This is a genomic window from Cohnella kolymensis, assembly GCF_000829465.1.
Taxonomy (GTDB): Bacteria; Bacillota; Bacilli; order Paenibacillales; family Paenibacillaceae; genus Cohnella; species Cohnella kolymensis.
In genome coordinates, this window is the sequence record NZ_JXAL01000019.1 from 23,633 (window position 1) to 41,613 (window position 17,981).

At 51.4% G+C, this 17,981-nt stretch carries 12 protein-coding genes and 2 pseudogenes; 8 read left to right on the forward strand and 6 right to left on the reverse strand.

Going from position 1 to position 17,981, the window contains the following annotated elements; all coding sequences use genetic code 11:
- Positions 1-8: 8 nt before the first annotated feature.
- From SD71_RS12695 to SD71_RS12715, 5 genes and pseudogenes are all read left to right on the forward strand, one after another.
- Positions 9-893: a carbohydrate ABC transporter permease gene (locus SD71_RS12695; protein WP_052476222.1), complete on the forward strand. Its 885-nt coding sequence runs from the start codon at positions 9-11 to the stop codon at positions 891-893.
- Between the two features lie 32 nt (positions 894-925).
- A complete protein-coding gene (locus SD71_RS12700; RefSeq protein ID WP_041063789.1) occupies positions 926-2,413 on the forward strand; it encodes an extracellular solute-binding protein in 1,488 nt (495 codons plus the stop codon).
- A gap of 68 nt (positions 2,414-2,481) precedes the next feature.
- Positions 2,482-3,642 carry an ADP-ribosylglycohydrolase family protein gene (locus SD71_RS12705; RefSeq protein WP_041063790.1) on the forward strand — a complete coding sequence of 387 codons (1,161 nt, stop codon included), beginning with the start codon at positions 2,482-2,484 and terminating at the stop codon, positions 3,640-3,642.
- A gap of 14 nt (positions 3,643-3,656) precedes the next feature.
- Positions 3,657-5,762 (forward strand): ADP-ribosylglycohydrolase family protein, encoded by a 2,106-nt coding sequence (locus SD71_RS12710; RefSeq protein WP_041063791.1) that lies wholly within the window; start codon positions 3,657-3,659, stop codon positions 5,760-5,762.
- 43 nt (positions 5,763-5,805) lie between these two features.
- Positions 5,806-6,650, forward strand: a pseudogene (locus tag SD71_RS12715) (ribokinase).
- Between the two features lie 131 nt (positions 6,651-6,781).
- Here SD71_RS12715 and yhbH read toward each other — a convergent pair.
- A pseudogene (yhbH, locus tag SD71_RS12720) lies at positions 6,782-7,926 on the reverse strand (sporulation protein YhbH).
- 197 nt (positions 7,927-8,123) lie between these two features.
- Here yhbH and SD71_RS12725 point away from each other — a divergent pair.
- Positions 8,124-9,293 (forward strand): exonuclease SbcCD subunit D, encoded by a 1,170-nt coding sequence (locus SD71_RS12725; protein ID WP_041063792.1) that lies wholly within the window; start codon positions 8,124-8,126, stop codon positions 9,291-9,293.
- Entirely contained in the window at positions 9,290-12,382 is a 3,093-nt protein-coding gene (locus SD71_RS12730; RefSeq protein ID WP_041063793.1) for an AAA family ATPase, read from the forward strand. The genes SD71_RS12725 and SD71_RS12730 overlap by 4 nt, the downstream gene beginning before the upstream one ends.
- A 22-nt stretch (positions 12,383-12,404) precedes the next feature.
- Here SD71_RS12730 and SD71_RS12735 read toward each other — a convergent pair whose 3' ends face one another.
- The 5 genes from SD71_RS12735 to SD71_RS12755 form a co-directional block, all read right to left on the reverse strand.
- Positions 12,405-13,604 carry an MFS transporter gene (locus SD71_RS12735; RefSeq protein WP_052476223.1) on the reverse strand — a complete coding sequence of 400 codons (1,200 nt, stop codon included), beginning with the start codon at positions 13,602-13,604 and terminating at the stop codon, positions 12,405-12,407.
- A 25-nt stretch (positions 13,605-13,629) separates the two neighbouring features.
- Positions 13,630-14,475 carry a carbohydrate ABC transporter permease gene (locus SD71_RS12740; protein ID WP_041063794.1) on the reverse strand — a complete coding sequence of 282 codons (846 nt, stop codon included), beginning with the start codon at positions 14,473-14,475 and terminating at the stop codon, positions 13,630-13,632.
- A gap of 16 nt (positions 14,476-14,491) precedes the next feature.
- On the reverse strand, positions 14,492-15,394 hold the full coding sequence (locus SD71_RS12745) for a carbohydrate ABC transporter permease (protein ID WP_041063795.1): 903 nt from the start codon (positions 15,392-15,394) through the stop codon (positions 14,492-14,494).
- Between the two features lie 89 nt (positions 15,395-15,483).
- Complete coding sequence (locus tag SD71_RS12750) at positions 15,484-16,860, reverse strand: ABC transporter substrate-binding protein (RefSeq protein WP_041063796.1); 1,377 nt, start codon at positions 16,858-16,860, stop codon at positions 15,484-15,486.
- Positions 16,861-16,963: 103 nt separating this feature from the next.
- Positions 16,964-17,410 carry a hypothetical protein gene (locus SD71_RS12755; protein WP_041063797.1) on the reverse strand — a complete coding sequence of 149 codons (447 nt, stop codon included), beginning with the start codon at positions 17,408-17,410 and terminating at the stop codon, positions 16,964-16,966.
- A gap of 70 nt (positions 17,411-17,480) precedes the next feature.
- Between SD71_RS12755 and SD71_RS12760 the strand changes: the two genes are divergently transcribed.
- Complete coding sequence (locus SD71_RS12760; protein WP_041063800.1) at positions 17,481-17,855, forward strand: DUF423 domain-containing protein; 375 nt, start codon at positions 17,481-17,483, stop codon at positions 17,853-17,855.
- Positions 17,856-17,981 lie beyond the last annotated feature (126 nt).

A 17,981-nucleotide genomic window follows, 5' to 3' on the forward strand; every position in this document is an offset into this window, starting at 1 on the left:
GTGTAACAGTGGTAGGGAGAAAAATGACCGTTTCTAAATTCATGATCGGGCTTGTGCTCAGTGTCATTACCCTGACGATGTTCGTCCCGATTGTGAACTTGTTTGCCAGAGCATTGTCGGATCCGGGTAAGGTCCATTTGATGAAAGGCTATGATTTGCTGCCCAAAGGGTTTTCTTTCATTCATTTTGAAGTGGTGCTGAGCAATGCCATTGTCGGCAAGGCACTTCTAAACTCTTTGTTCATCACCATTGTGGGTACCTGTCTCAGCATTTTTTTCACCACGATTTCTGCATATGTGCTGACACGCAAGAATCTGGTCGGCAAAACGCCGCTGATGATTTGTCTGATCATTTTCATGATCCTTGAGCCCGGCATCGTTCCGGAATATATGGTGATGAAAGACTTGCAACTGCTCGACAGTCTTTGGTCCATGGTGCTTTACCGTACGATTAACGTATTCTACCTGATCATTATGATGCGTTTCATGGAAGACATTCCGGACTCTCTGATCGAAGCGGCAAAAATTGACGGCGCGGGCCATATGAAAATATTTGTTCGGATCGTACTGCCGCTGTCCAAAATTCCGCTCCTTACCATCGGCATGTTTTACGCCGTGGCCCGCTGGAATGAATTTTTCAAATCGAGCATTTTTCTATCCAGCCGTGACAATACCGTACTGCAAGTCTTGCTTCGTCAATTTGTCGTTGATAATGACACCACGGCATTAGTCAGTGCAGCATCGCTGCTGAGTAACAACAGTGTTGCTCAGCTCGATTTCTCCGCCTTGAAGGCAGCGACCATCGTGGTTGCCATGGTTCCGATTCTTTTGCTGTATCCCATCATTCTGAAGTATTACACCAGCGGAGTGATGGAGGGCGGCGTGAAAGAATAAATCAAACAAGAAACTGGGGAGGCATAAGAAGTATGAAAAAGGTATTATTCATCCTGGTTGCAAGTCTGCTGCTTATAACCGCGTGCAGTAAGAACGGAGGCAATGGAAATGAAGGCGCGTCGGGTTCCCCGTCGTCATCAGCTTCCGCGGCCGGCGCAGACAGCAAAGAGCCTGTCACGCTCAAGTTGGTCTACAAGGATTTACCACCGGAGGATCCGAACAGCTTAAAGCTGGTCAAAGCGATCGAAGATGGAATGGCGAAGCAGGGAACCCCGATCAAGCTGGAAATCGTCCCGGTGCAAGCCGGCACATATTCGGAAAAATTGGGACTGCTGCTCCAAAGCGGCACGATTCCCGACCTGATCTATTTCCAAGGCGGAGACTATAATTTTGCTATGAATCAGAAGATTCTCGAGGATCTGACTCCTTATATCGAGAAATCTACGCACGTCAAAGCTTCCTTGAGCGAGCTCAACAATGAGAGAATGAAAAACTATCCTTACCTGATCTGGATGGCCCCGATGAGAGCCCAAGTTCCGGTCGTGCGTCAGGACTGGTTCGATAAGACGGCATCCGGCAAAGCGCTGCTGGAAAATCCGACGATCGACAACTACTACAGTTTCTTCAAAGAACTTAAAGAAGTCAGCGGCGCGAAATATGTCTACACCGTCGCAGGACTTCTTCCGGAAATCGACGTCATGTTCAACCAAGCTTTCGGGTTGACTTCCACCTGGATTAAGGGCGCCGATGGCAAGTATGCGTTTGCATCCACGACGCAGGCTGAGAAAGAAAAGCTGGACTTTTATGCGAAGCTTTACAAGGAAGGACTGCTTGACCCCGAATTCCTGACCAAGAAGTGGGATACGAAGGAGAAAGCTTTCTATGACGGTGAAGCGGCGGTCATGGCAGGCACACAAGGCAAAATCATCGATATTTACAATACGAAAACGGTAGGACAGAACGGTGAAGCGGCGAAGGTTATGGTGCTTCCGCCGGCCAAAGGCAAAGCGCAAGGCTATTTGCCGGTAGACGTCAGCAAGGAATCCCGCGGAATGGCAATTGCCAGCACGTCCGAGCACAAAGATCTTGCATTTGCCGTCCTGGAATACATGGCCAGCCCGGAAGGCCAAATGATCGATAAGCTGGGCATCGAGGGCGAGGAGTATACCCTCGAGGGCGGAAAGATCAAGCTGACTGAGAAGTTTGCCGCATGGTATCCTCACTTCGTGGAAAACATGGAAAACTTCAAGCCCGCTCAAGAATTTGATCCGTCGACACCTTACCTGTCCGAACCTGCGGTAAAATCGATGGAAATGTTTGGCGCCATGTCCACCAAAGACAACGTATTCGTCATCCCCTCCGATCTCAGCAGTAAATGGGATGCCAGTCTCGCGATTTATAATGAGTTTGCGGCGAACTATGTAGTCGGAAAAGCTGCCGACTTCGACAAGTTCGTGCAAGATTGGAATGCGGCAGGCGGTAAGGAAGTTACGGATTATGCCAACACCATATTGAAATAAGAGGATTGCCGGGTGTGGGGCGCTCGCGCCCCACACTTTTTACTGAAAGAGCAGGGAGTGAAACCGGGATGATTTCATTTGCAGAAAGAGTCAAAGGAGTTGTTTTTGGCACCGCCTACGGAGATGCCATGGGAGCGGTGGTTGAAAAACTGACCTACGGCGATATCAAGGACAAGTACGGAAGAATTGAAACGACGGATACAAGATGGTGGAAGGCCGATTTTGCGGAACGCGACAGGCTGTCGCGGATGCGCGGTCACGGGATTGTGACCGACGATACGCTCATGACGTTGGCGCTGATGAATGTATATATGACGGAACAGCGCCACTTGGATGCCTATGATATGGCCAACGAATTCGTGAAAGAGATCGCCTTCCGGCCCCGTTATATTCCGGAGTTCGGCAAAGAGGCGTTGATATTGGACCGACTGTTCTATCCTGAAAAGCATATTTTTAATCGACATGTCCTGGCCAATTGCGAACCCCGCGAAGGGGGTTACGGCAATATGGTGAATTGCGGCGCGGCCATGTACATCGCCCCGGTCGGTGTTGTGAACGCCTGCAATCCCAAAGGCGCATATGATGAAGCCATCTTGTTCGCTACGGGACACCAGATCAGTTACGGTCTCGAGGCGGCCGGCGTGATGGCTTGCTGCGTCGCGAAGGCGTTCGAGCCGGACGTTACGGTTGAAGATATTGTGGATACCGGGCTGCGGTATGCGAAAGACGGCACCAAGCGGGCGATACATGATCTCTACGAGGCTGCAGCCAGCATGAAAGATCGTAAGGATGACCGTGATGCGGTCGTCAGCCGTTTTCATGAAGTGATCGGAAAGTATTCTCCGATGGGCGATGATGTGAACCGGGGCATCGGGAAACTAGGCATTCCTACAAATCACTATACTCCGAGCCGCCTGTTTTCCATTGAAGAACTGCCGCTCGCTCTGGCATATATGGTGCTGCATGACGGAGACTTAACAGAAGCGGTCAAGGACGGCGTAAGCTCCGGACGTGATACGGATTCAATCGGCGTCATGATCGGCGCCATATTGGGGGCTAAGCACGGCGTTACAGCCATCCCCGCTGAGGATATTGAAAGATTGGAAACGGTGAATCAACAAAATCTCGAAATCAACAGTATTCGTTTTGCCGAAGCTGCCTCCGATATCATCAAACAAGACCTGAACGCGCATGAGCTTAGACAACAACAAATCCGATTGATGAAATAAGGAAGGTGTACATAATGATCCCTGCAAACTACTTAGAGAAAGTGTATTCCGGCTATTTGGGCATGAACATCGGCATCCGGCTGGGCGCGCCCGTTGAGCCTACTATTTGGAGTTATGAAAGAATCAAAAATACCTATGGAGACATCACGGACTATGTGAAAGATTTTAAGAACTTCGCGGCGGATGACGATGCGAACGGGCCGTACTATTTTTTGCGCGCGTTGTATGATGATGCCAAAGACCGTGAGATCACCCCGAACGACGTGGCGCGGGCATGGCTGAATTATGCGCGTGAAGGCGTCGGCATGTTCTGGTGGGGCGGATACGGGGTCAGCACGGAGCATACCGCCTACATCAATTTGAAGAAGGGCATTCCGGCTCCGCAATCCGGCTCGATGGCCCAGAACGGGAAAGTCATCGCCGAGCAGATCGGCGGTCAAATCTTTATCGATACGTGGGGATTGGTCAACCCAGGGAATCCGAAGAAGGCCGCCGATTATGGCGAGGCAGCAGCCCGGGTATCGCACGATGGAGAAGGCGTGTGGGGAGCGAGATTTTTCTGCGCAGCCATTGCGAAAGCTTTTGTAACGAGTGATATAAACGAGATTATAGAGGCGGGACTCGGGCAGGTGCCGGCGGACTCTACTTATTTGAAGGTGGCACGGGTAGTATTGGCATTCCATCAGGAGCAACCGGAAGACTTCAGAGCCTGCCGCGATATGCTGGAAAGAGACTGGGGCTATGACAAGTATCCGGGCGTCTGCCATATGATCCCGAATGCGGGTGTGTGTATTTTGGCGCTCATTTACGGCCAGGGAGACTTTAACCGCACGGTTGAAATCGCAACCATGTGCGGATGGGACACGGATTGCAATGCCGGCAACGTTGGCACCGTTCTGGGCGTCGCCTGCGGACTGGACGGAATCTCCGACAAATACCGCAAGCCGATCAACGATTCTATCGTGATGTCCGGTATCTCCGGCTATTTGAATATCCTTGACATTCCGACGTATGCGAAAGAATTGGCCATTCTGGGCTACCGACTGGCGGGCGAGGAATGTCCGCAAGCGCTGCGTGACAGCTTTACCGACCGGGAAATCTATTTTGATTTCGAGCTGCCGGGTTCGACGCACAATATCCGAGTCTCGGATTCGTTCCTGTGCGAAGCCAAGCATTCCACGGAGAAGGCTTATCAAGGGACGGGTTCGCTGCAAGTGCTCTTTGACCGCATGGTGAGGGGCGATCAATGCAAAATCTATTACAAGCCTTTCTATAACCGTGACGAGTTTAACGATGAACGGTATTCGCCGACGTTCGCGCCCAAAGCCTACTCCGGTCAAACTGTATCCATGCAGATTTATCTCGACCAATGGAACGGCAATGAAATGGCGGGTTTTGCGCCGTACGTCCGATTGGCCAAAAGCAAAAAAGACTTGCTGCAGGGTTATCAGAAGCTCGTGAACAACGAGTGGCTGCATGTGGAGTTCCAGATTCCCGATTCCGAAGGAGAGTTAATCGACGAAGTCGGGATCGTGCTGGAAGGTTATTCTCCGGGCAAATTCAAGAGCCTCGGCCGTATCTTCATCGACGAATTCAGAATCTATGGCAAGGCGGATTACGCCATCGACTTTGCCAAACAGGCGGTTAACTTCGGCTGTGTGACGCCTTTCGCCCATAACCACGGCGCATGGAGTCTTGCGGACGGCGCGATGTACCTGATGACCGCGGAGGCCTGCGACGCGTATACGGGCAACTATTTCGCGACCGACTATTCCGTGTCCGTAAAGTTGAATCCGCAAAACGGGCATTCCCATATGGTGGCTGTTCGGGCGCAGGGCGCACAACGCGGATACCATGTCGGCTTTGACGGGGAGAATCAAGTTTCCCTGTTTATCAATGATTTTGGTTATCGGAAGTTAACGGGAGCCGTTTTCCCATGGCAGAATAATCAAACGTATGAATGCCAGGTGACCGTTCAGGGCAACGTCATTACGTTGTCGATCGATGGACAGCAAGTCCTGCAGCATTCCGATGATACATTCGGCTACGGCATGTTCGGTGTTAGTACGCGGGATGCGGCCAGAACCTATTTTAGTCAAATCAGATTGACGGAGATTTAGTATGAAAATAATCGTAATCGGCAGCGCCAATATGGATATGGTCATGCAGACGCCTCGAATCCCGGAAACGGGAGAAACCCTTCACGGTAGCGGATTTTTCCTGTCCGGCGGGGGCAAAGGAGCCAATCAGGCGGTTGCTTGCGCGAACATGGGCGCGGAAACGTGGTTGCTGGGGAAGGTCGGGATGATATTTTCGGGCAATCCATCCTGCATAACCTGTCCAAATTCCGTGTGCACCATAATTATCTGACGGTGGAGACCGGCGTCAACACCGGAGTGGCCGCCATCACGGTCTGCGATGGAAATAACCGCATCATTCTCGACGGCGGCGCCAATAACCGGGTAACGCCGGCGTATATCGAACGCTTCCGTGAAGAAATTCTGTCGGCATCTGCTGTTATGCTGCAGCTGGAAATTCCTTTGGTTTCCGTATACAAAACAATCGAGCTGGCCATGGGCAAGGTGCCCATTTTCCTGAATCCGGCTCCGGCGATCCCGCTTGATGAAGCTCTGTTACGGGGTGTGGATTATTTCACTCCTAACGAAATTGAGTGCAAGCTCTATACGAATGTAACGGTTCTGAATACGGAGGATGCATTCGCGGCGTTGAATCGGTTACGTGAGAAGGGCATAAGATACCCTCTCATTACGCTCGGAGAGAAAGGTGTCGTCTATTTTAACGGCACGGAGAATGTGTACAAGGAAGGCCGTAAAGTGAACGCCGTCGATACGACAGCCGCAGGGGATACGTTCTCCGGCACGCTGGCGGCGATGATCACGGCCGGCAAAACTATGGATGAAGCTGTTGACATTGCCCAGCATGCTTCAGCCATTTCCGTGACTCGGCTGGGAGCACAGGATTCGATTCCATATTTGTCAGAATTGTAATATGCCTATCATGCAATATCAAAGGCAGTCCCAAGTTTGGGACTGCCGTTTTCATATGCCCAGCATGAACTATCATCAGTGAAGGCATACGGTATTGCGACCTTCGGATTTTACGGTTGCCGGTTATTATTTCACACAGCTGCCTCCCGCTTACGGAAGAACGTCTTTAGCGCATTATAAATCTCGCCTTTCTCCTTGATCACATAATACAGAAACTGTGGGTTATCCAAGTGCTTATATGCCGACATCAGTGTGCTGCTCCGGTTGTACTGGTTGACTTCACCATAACCGAAGATATTGGCGCGCTTGAGCAGCTCTTGAATCAGCCGTACGCAGCGCTCGTTGTCGCTCGTCAAGTTGTCGCCGTCTGAGAAGTGGAACGGATAAATATTGTAGCTGGCCGGCGGATACCTCGTCTCAATAATCTCTAGCGCTTTCAAGTAGGCGGACGAACAGATGGTACCGCCGCTTTCTCCACGGTTGAAGAACTCTTCCTCGGTAACCTCTTTGGCCTCCGTATGATGCGCGATGAACACAATGTCCACCTTTTCATATTGCCGCCTTAGGAACCTTGTCATCCAGAAAAAGAACGAACGCGCGCAGTATTTCTCGAACGATCCCATACTACCCGACGTATCCATCATAGCCAGAATGACTGCATTATTTTGCGGCTTTATAATCTCTTCCCACGTCTTAAATCGCAGATCGTCCGGTGAAATGCCGGCAATTTCAGGCCGACCCTCACGCGAGTTACGCCTCAAATTCTCAAGGATCGTCCGCTTCTTGTCGATGTTCGACATGATGCCCTTGCGCCGCACATCGGTGAAGCGTACCTCGGTAATTTCAATCTGCTCTTTGTCCTTACGTTTCAAGTAGGGGAGCTCGAGCTCCTCAAAAGCATATTCTCCAGATCGGCAATTGAAATTTCGGCTTCGACGACATCATCCCCGGGCTCTGAGCCGGCTCCTTCTCCTTTGCCTTTCGCAGGTGTCGGATCAACTCCGATCACGTCTCCTACCTGGCTGTCTCCGTTGCCTTGGCCGACATGTTTTTTCTTATTCGTATTAAAGACGAACCGGTATTCATCCAAGCTCCTGATCGGGATTTTGATGATCTGGCGGCCGTCGGACATCACTATATTTTCTTCGGAAATGAGATCGGGCAGGTTTTGCTTGATGGCATCTCTGACCTTTTGCTGATGGCGCGCTTGATCCTGATAACCTTTGCGGTGCAGGGACCAATCTTCCCGGGACAAAATGAACGAATGATGATTCATAGCCAGACACCCCCTGTCGCTATTTTTTGCGGATGTGTATTATTCAATATATTCAATCGGGGGCAAACGATGTGTGCGTTCTTGGGGTACTCGGTCGCTGGTAAAAAGAACATACATTCGATGACTGCCATATGTCGCGTTGATAGATTAAAATAGAGAAGAACGGTGTCGAGAATAAAAGGGGGAACAAAGGCCTCATGAAGTTTATACATACTGCCGATTGGCATTTGGGGAAATTGGTGCAGGGCGTTTATATGACGGATGACCAGCGATTTGTGCTGCAGCAGTTAATCGAGACGATTGAGCGGGAGCGTCCGGATGCCGTCGTCATTGCTGGTGATTTGTACGACAGGGCCGTGCCTCCGACGGAAGCGGTGGATTTGCTGGACGAGTTGTTTCAGAAAATTGTAATTGAGCTGAACACGCCGATTTTGGCGGTGAGCGGCAATCATGACAGTCCGGACAGGCTTAATTTTGCGACGAAAATTATGGAAGCGAGAGGACTGCATCTCGTCTGCCAGATGAAGCCGGATACGAAGCCGGTTGTTCTGCGCGATCAACACGGTGAGGTGCACTTTCATCTCATACCTTACGTGGATCCGGCACAGGTGCGCTATACATACGGCGATGAGCAGATTCGCTCTCATGACGATGCGATGCGTGCGGTCGTAAGCCGACTGGAGTCCGCACTTGACCCGCAAGCCCGGCACGTCGTTGTCGGACATGCCTTCGTCACGCCGGGAGCCGTTCCGCAGGAAAATACAAGCCAATCCGAACGGCCGCTGTCCGTAGGCGGCGCGGATCATGTGCATGCCGAATATTTCAAGTCGTTTCATTATACGGCGCTAGGCCATCTGCATCAGGCGCATTTCGTGTCCAACGAGACGATTCAATATGCCGGTTCTCCGTTAAAGTATTCGATTTCTGAGGAAACGCACCGCAAAGGCTTCTTCATAGTGGAAATGGATCGGGATGGCACGGTTCACGTTGAGAAAAGGGAGTTTAAGCCGGTGCGCGATATGCGGCGGATCATTGCCCCGATTGAGGAAATTGAAACTCATCCGGTGTGTGAGGATTACGTGTTCGTCACCTTGGTTAACGACAATCCGGTTCTTTTCCCGATGGAAAAGGTTCGTGCCGTTTACCCGAATGCGCTGCACGTGGAGCGCAGGGTGGCGTTGCCGACAGGCGGCGCTTCACTGGAACAGGGTGCGGAGACGGGAACCAGCCGGCGCGAGGCTGATCCGGTCTCTTTATTCGCGTCATTCTATCAAGAAGTGAAAGGTATACCGCTGGCGGAGGATAAGCAAAAGCTGTTTGCGCAATCGTACGCGGATGTTCTGAAAGAGGAAGGGGGAGCGGTATGAAGCCTGTTCGATTAAGCATGACGGCTTTCGGCCCCTATCGTCATACGGAAACGATCGATTTCAGCCTGCTTGAGAATCGGCGGCTGTTCGTGATCTCCGGCAACACCGGCGCGGGCAAAACCACCATATTCGACGCCATCTGTTTTGCGTTGTACGGGTGCGCGAGCGGAGAAGACCGTGCGGAGCCGCGGATGCTGCGCAGCCACTTCGCGGACGATGAAGTGTATACCGCGGTGGATTATCATTTTTCCATCGGCAAGCGCAGTTACCGGATTTTTCGGCAAATGGCTCATCGCAGAGGAAGCAACAAGAATGAGACGGGCGGCAAAGCGGAGCTTTACGAGACGACGTCGGGGCAAGAGGTGCCATGTATCGATCGTTTTACCGTGTCGGACGTCAATCAGAAGGTAGAAGCGGTGATCGGACTCACGCAGGAGCAATTCAGCCAGATCGTCATGCTGCCCCAAGGTGAATTTCGAAAGCTGCTTACATCGGATACGGAAAATAAAGAGGAGATTTTGCGGCGCATTTTCCGGACGGGCTTGTACAAGAAGCTGGAGGAGCGGTTTTATCAGCGCAATCGGGAGCTTCAGGACGCGCTCAAGCAGGCCAAATCCATGCAGGATGTGTATACGAAGCAAGCAGAGGAGACGTTGCCCCAACGGGAAGGCAGTGAGCTTTCTGTTACGCTGGATCAAGAATACATCTCTGCCGGTCAGCTGCTGGAAGGTTTAACGCAGGAAATCAGCCACTACGAGTCATCGGCGGCTGAGACGGCACAGCGCAAGACCGAGATTGCCGAACGGTTAAGCCTGCAGGAAACGGCTCTTCGCGAAGCTATGGCACTCGGCAGCCGGTTTATGCAGCTTACGGAGAAACGAACCCAGAAAGAACTAATGGAGGGGCGTCTCAGCGAAATTAACGAGAGCGAGCAGGCTGTGCATCTTGCTGAGCAGGCTTCGAGAATTAAGCCATATGAGGAACAAGCAAGGGAGTCGCAGAGTCAGCTTGAACTGAAGCGGAACCAGCAGCAGCTGAAGCTTGCGGAAGTGGAGACCGCAGAGAGCGGCCATGCTTTGGCAGAAGAGCGGTTTCGAACCGAGGAGGCGCGTGAACCCGAACGCCGCGAGGCGGAGAGGGAGCTTCAGAAACTGACGGAGCTCGTGCCGGTCGTACATACGTTGGACGAAAAGCGGCGTGAAGTAGAAATATTATTGGCGGAGGAGAAAGCTTGCGAAGCCAAACGCGAGTCATCGGAGGCGCAGTTGACTGCCTTGCGCGAAGAGAAGCGGAGCAAGTCCGAGCAGCTGCAATTGCTGGAAGCGGAATCGTCCAAGCTTCCGGAGAAGCTCGATCAGTACGAGCGGATGAAGCAGAAATATAAGCTTCTTAAGGAATTGCTGGAATTAGACAGGCGGCTCGCCGAACTCTCGGAGCTGAGTGTACGGCAGGAGCAAGCTGCTGTACTCAAACGAGCTGAACACGATCAACTGGAATCACAGTGGCTTGAAGGCCAAGCAGGACTGCTTGCGGCGCATCTTCATGACGGTATGCCTTGTCCGGTTTGCGGAAGCAGCGAGCATCCGGATAAAGCCTTTTCGGTCTCGTTGATCCCTTCCAAGGAGGAGCTTCAAGCCGCCAAGGAACAGCTTCGTCATGCGGAACAGCAGCTGAGCGAAGCCAAAGCTCAGGCGGCCGCTGCGGGCACCGGAATGAACGAAAGAACACAAATGATGACCGAATATGGCATCACTTCCGAGCCGTTTGCGGAGCAGCTTGCGAAAGCGGAAGCTGAGGGCAAGCTGCTCCGGACAGAGACGGATCAAATGAGGCGGCAGGCGGACAGTCTTTCGCCGTTGAGGCAGCAGATCTCGCAATTGGACATCCGGTTAGAGAAGCTCCAAGCGGAGAGGGAGCAGCTGCTGGCACGCCAGCATCAACTTTCGGTCGACCGCACATCCAAGGAATCGCTTCTGAACAATGAACTGAATCGGATTCCGGAAGCGTTAAGGTCATCGCAACGATTGGCTGAAAGGATCGGTGCACAGGAGACTTTTGTCCGTAAACTGTCTGCAGCCTGGCAAGAAGCGCAGCAGCAGCGGCAAACGACGCACACTCGTCTCGTCGAGGAGAAAGCGAATGCCGCTCAAATTACCGGCCAATTGGCGGAAGCAGAGCAGTTAAGCCGGCAACACGCGCTCCGCTTCAAGGAAGAACTGACCAAATCCGGCTTTGCATCGGCCGAGTCGTACGCAGCAGCCAAACTGCCGGAAGCCCAGCGGAACAACCTGAAGCTGCACATCGAACAGTTCAGGTCAACCTTCTCCTCGCTGCTGCATCAGATCGCAGAGCTGGAGGGAGAGCTGGCCGGGCAAACGCCGCCGGTGCTTGATGAGCTTCATGAAGCGATAGCAGTCGTTAAGAATGAGCTTGAAGCAGCTTCTACGGAGCTTCACACGCTGCAGAGATACATGCAGGAAGCCCAGCGGCTTCATACAGCCATTGCCAAAGCGCACGAGCAGTTCAAAGAGCTGGAGCTGCAGCAGCAGCAAGTAGCCGACATCTATCAGATGATGAAAGGCGACAATTCTCATAAAATGTCGTTCGAGCGTTATATCTTGATAGAGTTTCTGGACCAGATCCTGAATGCGGCTAATCTGAGGCTTCAAGATCTGTCCAACGGACAGTTCCTCCTCCAAAGAAGCGGCCGCTTGGAAGCCCGCGGCAAGCAAAGCGGCCTCGGCTTGGATGTCTACGATGCATACACCGGGCAGAACCGCGATGTGAAGTCGCTGTCCGGCGGCGAGAAGTTTAACGCCTCACTTTGTCTGGCGCTGGGCATGACCGATGTCATCCAAGCCTACCAGGGCGGCGTATCCATCGAAATGATGTTCATCGACGAAGGCTTCGGTTCTTTGGATGAGGAATCTCTGAATAAAGCGATCGTCACCTTAATTGACTTACAGCGCGCAGGCCGGATGATCGGAGTCATCTCCCACGTCCATGAATTGAAGCAGGCGTTCCCGGCTGCACTGGAAGTGAGCAAAACTAAAGAAGGCCACAGCCGCACTGCTTTTGTTCTCAGATAAAATAAGCGAAATGGAGAAGCCCTTAGAGCGATAACTGCTCTAAGGGCTTCTCCCCCTTTATTCTTAGCGCTCGATGCTGTGCAATCGGAATGGAAAACAAACAAGCTAACGTCACGGTGATAATAAAGACAAACCAACGCCCGGCGAACTCCGTTAAAGACAGCGTTAAACTAAGGAGCAGGCAGCGGGTAGCCACCAGCAGACATTCCCTCCAGACGAGAAAAGAAGTTTGCCGAACGGCGCCTAAGTGTTGAATAAACCGGAACTGCTGGGTATTCCAGACGGTTGTAAAGAAGATCATCCCCACGGCGGTCAGCAGGTTTGAAGTAATTAAGGCTGCAGGTACTCGCAGAAGCACGATCAGGAAACCGGCAGCGAGCAGAAGAGTGCCCAACCAGAACCAGCGGCTCTCGCTTATTTTCACTCTGCGGAACATCCAGAAACCTATGATCGCGCATAAGGTGTACAGCATGTTTAACAATGCGATTAACAGCTTGTCTTGTGTAACGGAGAATGTGAAAAGCAGCGTAAACAGATTTTGGAATTGCAGAAAAACTCCCCCCGCCAGGAGCGAAAACAACATCGATATCGAACCGGGTTGACCGAATGCCGTACGAAACCGAAATCTTCCGTGTTCGTGCTTGTCCTCCGCATCAATCGGGCTCGGTAAAGTAATGCGCGGCATGTACGCCGAAAAGACAAGCATCAGCGCCACGAATAGGAGCATAAGCCAAAAGGAGCCGCCGTAACCGAAACCGTCGATCACCGTGGCCGCTGCGAAAGGGACAGCCATGGACAGCACCTGGAACGTTACGCTTATATAGGCAAAATAGGGTGCAAACTCGCTGCTTTTGGCCTGCAATGCCACACTGAGGCTTTGCACGGCTTGCGCTAAGCCGAACATGAAGCCTACAGGCACACCCAGCAGTATGATCCACAGCATTCGGTTGTCGATGTGAACGTACATCAAATACAAGAAAGCCGCAGCCCCGCATACAGCGGAGACGGCGAGCGGCAGCCGAATAGAATAACGGGTCAGCAGCTTAGCCGCAGCGATGAACGCTATGCCCCAGCAGACAAACATGGACATGTTGTACAGAGAAACTTCAGACACATGCTGACCCTGTTCCCAAATATATAAATTGACGAAAATCCCGATGTAGATAGCGATGACAGAGCTTAGCGTATTCATAATGAGCAGTTTACGGATCTCTGTGGACACGGCTTGCCCCCTTTTCGTCTGATTCTTATTTCACCGCGCCGGCTGTAATACCGCTGGCTATTCTGCGTTGGAAGATAATATAGACGAGCAATACAGGCACGATAATAATGAACAACGCCGCAAAAAGCGGACCCCACTCGGTGCGGTATTGCATCTCCGCTTGCAGCACGGCGATTTGCACGGGAAGCGTGTATTGTACCGGGTCATTGACGAGAATCGTACCCATGATGAACTCGTTCCAGACATTCAAAATGTTGATGATGGCGATGGTGATGAGTCCGGGCTGGGAAAGCGGCAGCATGACCCGGAAAAAGGTTCCGTAGTAAGAAGCGCCGTCCATGATTGAAGCTTCCTCCAGCTCTTTGGGGAGCGATCTGAAAAAGCCGACGAGCACAAATATGCCGAAAGCGAGCACGCTCGAAGTATACACCAGGATCAGTCCAAGCTTCGTGTTGATCAAATGCATGGAGTTCATCAAGAAGAACAACGGAATGAGCGCCAGAATGAAAGGAACCATCATAGACGATACATAGAGCAAATACAAAGCATTGCTTCCCTTAAATTGATATCGCGCCAGCACATAAGCCGTCGTTGCGGATAACAGCAATCCGAGCAGTGTTGAACCGATCGTTACGACGAGTGAATTGACGAAATAGACGTTAAAGCTGTAGCTCTCCCACACATAGGAAAAATTGGACCATATCAACGGCATGTTGGGCAGAGCCCATGGCGCGTTCAGGAAAAATTGCTCGTTGTCTTTCAGCGCATCCAGCAGCGTCCAGAGCAGCGGATACAACACGGAGACGCTCCAAAGGATGAGAAGCGCGTAGAATATGACTTTCACGACAGGGTTTCTGATGCCGTCACTCATCGGTTTGTCTCCCTCCTCAGCTGAGCTCCACAGATTCATGACGCATGAGGCGTTGGAGAACGACGGTCGTGATGAGCGAAAGCGCCAGTATGAGTACGCCGATTGCGGCTCCGAAGCCGAAGTGATATTGCCTGAATGCCATTTGGTACAAGTACGAACCCATGACCTGAGTCGTATTGTCCGGCCCGCCCTCGGTCATAATCCAGACGATGACGAAGGAGCCGTTCAGTGTGGTCATCATGATGTTCAGGATGGACACTTTCATCTGCTCCCATATCAGAGGAACTGTAATCCGGCGAAACTGCGTCCATTGGCCGGCACCTTCAATATTCGCCGCTTCATAATAGGATGCCGGAATATTCTGAATGGCTGCAATCATGAGAATCATATAAAACCCGATTCCCGCCCAGATCGACGGAGGAAGCAGCATCCATATCGTATGCTGGGGAAAACCCAGCCAGGTGATATCTACTTTCGATTCGGTAAATAGGGAAAGAAATCCGTTAAGAAACCCGATTTGCGGATTGTATATGAAGTTCCACAGTACGCCGATAACGACGACGGAAATGACATTCGGAATGAAAAATATCGACCTGAAAAAACCGGCCATTCTGAATTTGAAGCGCGTCAAGGCAACGGCAAAAAAAGTGGCAATGATCATGATGCCGATCACTTTGCCTGCAACAAGAAAATAATCGTTGCCGATGGCTCGCCAAACGATCGGATCGTTGAACATTTCTGTGAAGTTGCCGAGTCCGACAAAGTCTTTGGTCTCCGACATGCCGGACCAATCGAACAAGGAGTAATATAAGGCCTGCAAAACCGGATAAATGGTAAAGACACAAAAGAACAAAAATGTAGGAACGATGAACGAAATAATAAATACATTTCTATGCCGCTTGACCGTCCCCGTCGACATCCGCGCTCACCGTCCTTCAAGTTCGCGAAGGATGATTAAGGCGGCCGCCCCAATCACCCTTCGCTTGATCTTGCCTTCAATTCGCAGTCTTACTTCGATGCTTTTTTGACTACGTCCGTTACGCGCTTAACCCATTCTTCAGGAGTGATCGTCTTAATGGTCAGCGCATCCGTCGCGTCCATCATCGCTTTATCCACGTCTGCGTTATACGTGATGGTCGGAACGACGACAGTATTCGCATCGGTCAAATACTTCGCCGCATCTTTAACGAAGTTCGGCGCATTGGAGCTGCTGATATCGCCTTTGATGTTCGAAGGGGCGCCGCTGAGCTCAGCCCACTGGGAAGCTTGCGCTTTCGAGAAGATGAATTGGAGGAACGCTTTTGCCGCTTCTTTGTTTTTGCCTTTCTTGGCCACCGCTACGGTTGCCGTGGATGTATTGGCTACAACCTTGCCGCCGGCATCATGGGTGATGGAAGGAATGAAGCCGAAGTCGAACCCTTCCGGAATATCTTTGGACATTTCGTTAGGCAGCCATAGACCGTTCGGGATAAATGCATCTTTGTGCTGCAGGAACAGCATTTGCGAGTCGGTGTGATTGATTTGAATGGAGGCTTTGTCGATGAATCCCTTGTCGCGCATTTGGACGATTTTATTGAGTGCGGTAAGAACAGCCGGCTTCTCGAAAGCTTCCACCTTATTCGCCGCCATGTCCTGCAGAATGGAGTAGTCGTTATTATTGGCCGCCACTATGGCAGGGAATAGAATGGCTCCGTTAATGTAGTAAGGGTATTTACCGGTATGGATGAAAGGCGTGACGCCGTCCGCTTTGATTTTCTCGCTCACTTCCATGAAGGAGTTGAAATCAGTCGGTTCCGTCCAGCCTTTGTCCGCAAACAGCTTTTTGTCCCAGAAAACACCCCAAGAATTAAGGACCAGCGGAATATTGAAGGTTTTACCGTCATATTGCTGAGGAGGCTGTGCCAAAAGGTCTGTAATCAGTTCGCCGTCGATGTTCTTAGCCGTCTTGATCCAGTCCGTCAAGTCTTCGAGCAGATCGTCTTCGACCATTTGCCGGTCATTGATGCCTGCGCCGTCAATGTATACGAAATCAGGCGGATTTCCCCCGATCCAGCGCGGTTTGTTCTGATCGTTGATTTTTGGCCCTGCCGATTGTTTGATTTTCAGATCCGGATTTGCAGCTTGGAAATCCGCAATGACTTTTTTCCACCATTTGTCTCCGAAACCGCCTACGAAGTATTGGATTTCAAAGTCGCCCGTCAATTTCGTTGCCGTGTCGCCCGATCCGGACGGCGAAGCCGGCTGTGAGGCAGGAGCGGAAGATTGCGCACTGCCGGAAGGCGAATTGGACGCTTCCTTGTTCGAACCGCCGCCGCATGCTGCAAGCGTCAGTATGACCAACAGCAAGGCCATAGTAAGTGCCGTGATTTTTTTGTTGAACCTCATTAAGAATCCTCCCAAGTCATTTGGTTTTTGTACCGATGACTGAGAGCGCTGTCAATATTCTAATTCTATTATTCCGTTCAGCAAGGAATCCTGTCAACAGCTTTTATGGCGCCGACATGCCTGCAGCCAGGCCGATAATCAATAGAAGTAAAACAAGCAGCAGTACCATGCCGTTCAGGATGGTGCCGATAATCGCGAACATTTTTCTATAACCCGCCCGCGCGAGGCCGATAATACCTAGAATCAGCCCGATGAAATGGATCACGATGAAAAGGGGGAACAGAATGATATAGGGCAAAATGGGTGTGACAGCGGCGATGATTTCTTCTTCGGTCATCGTCGGATTGCCGTTCGGATCCACGAGCGTGGAGAGATCGAGCGTGGATGAAACCAGGCTCACAATGACAGTGGTGACGATGATTAAGCCGAGTATACCCACTATGCCCATGATAAACGATGCGATGCCGAACCCGCTGTGCTTGAGAGGGGCGTTGGGCTCCCTTACCGGTTCGAAAGCCGGCTTGTTGTCGAACGGTTCTTGTTCACTCATGACATTTCACCTCATTCAAGTTATGATAATCAAAGGTTTGCAGCTGACTGCACAAGGAGGTCTATCCTATATGAACAAGTATACAAAAATTGGAGCCGTCGCCGCCATGTTATCCGTCGTCTTGGGTGCCTTCGGGGCACATATGCTCAAGGATTGGCTGACTAAGGACGCTCTGGAGGTTTATCAGACCGGCGTTCAGTATCATATGTATCACGCCATAGGCATTTTGCTGGTTGCCGCCCTCATCGACCGGCTGCCGTCCCGCAAAGCGGCCGTCTGGGCGGCGCGGCTGCTGTTGCTTGGTATTGTGCTGTTTTCCGGCAGTCTCTATGCTTTGGCGCTAAGCGGCGTTAAAATTTTGGGCGCCGTTACCCCTCTCGGAGGCGTCGCTTTTATCGCAGGCTGGATCTGCCTAGCATTTGCAGCACGTAACGTTACCAAGTAATTACCCAACACGCAGAGGATAGTTACATTGTAACTTCCTCTGTTTTCCTTTATTCGAGGAAATGATGCAAAATGTTCGAATGAGAGCACTGGCTACTGCCGGTATGTACTGTAAGGCGGCTGAACC

What these genes read in the sequence shown, in the direction of transcription:
- SD71_RS12700 (WP_041063789.1), top strand. Translation starts at nt 926, where the DNA reads ATGAAAAAGGTATTATTCATCCTGGTTGCAAGTCTGCTGCTTATAACC.
- SD71_RS12705 (WP_041063790.1), top strand. Translation starts at nt 2,482, where the DNA reads ATGATTTCATTTGCAGAAAGAGTCAAAGGAGTTGTTTTTGGCACCGCC.
- SD71_RS12710 (WP_041063791.1), top strand. Translation starts at nt 3,657, where the DNA reads ATGATCCCTGCAAACTACTTAGAGAAAGTGTATTCCGGCTATTTGGGC.
- SD71_RS12725 (WP_041063792.1), top strand. Translation starts at nt 8,124, where the DNA reads ATGAAGTTTATACATACTGCCGATTGGCATTTGGGGAAATTGGTGCAG.
- SD71_RS12730 (WP_041063793.1), top strand. Translation starts at nt 9,290, where the DNA reads ATGAAGCCTGTTCGATTAAGCATGACGGCTTTCGGCCCCTATCGTCAT.
- SD71_RS12740 (WP_041063794.1), bottom strand. Translation starts at nt 14,475, where the DNA reads ATGAGTGACGGCATCAGAAACCCTGTCGTGAAAGTCATATTCTACGCG.
- SD71_RS12745 (WP_041063795.1), bottom strand. Translation starts at nt 15,394, where the DNA reads ATGTCGACGGGGACGGTCAAGCGGCATAGAAATGTATTTATTATTTCG.
- SD71_RS12750 (WP_041063796.1), bottom strand. Translation starts at nt 16,860, where the DNA reads ATGAGGTTCAACAAAAAAATCACGGCACTTACTATGGCCTTGCTGTTG.
- SD71_RS12755 (WP_041063797.1), bottom strand. Translation starts at nt 17,410, where the DNA reads ATGAGTGAACAAGAACCGTTCGACAACAAGCCGGCTTTCGAACCGGTA.
- SD71_RS12760 (WP_041063800.1), top strand. Translation starts at nt 17,481, where the DNA reads ATGAACAAGTATACAAAAATTGGAGCCGTCGCCGCCATGTTATCCGTC.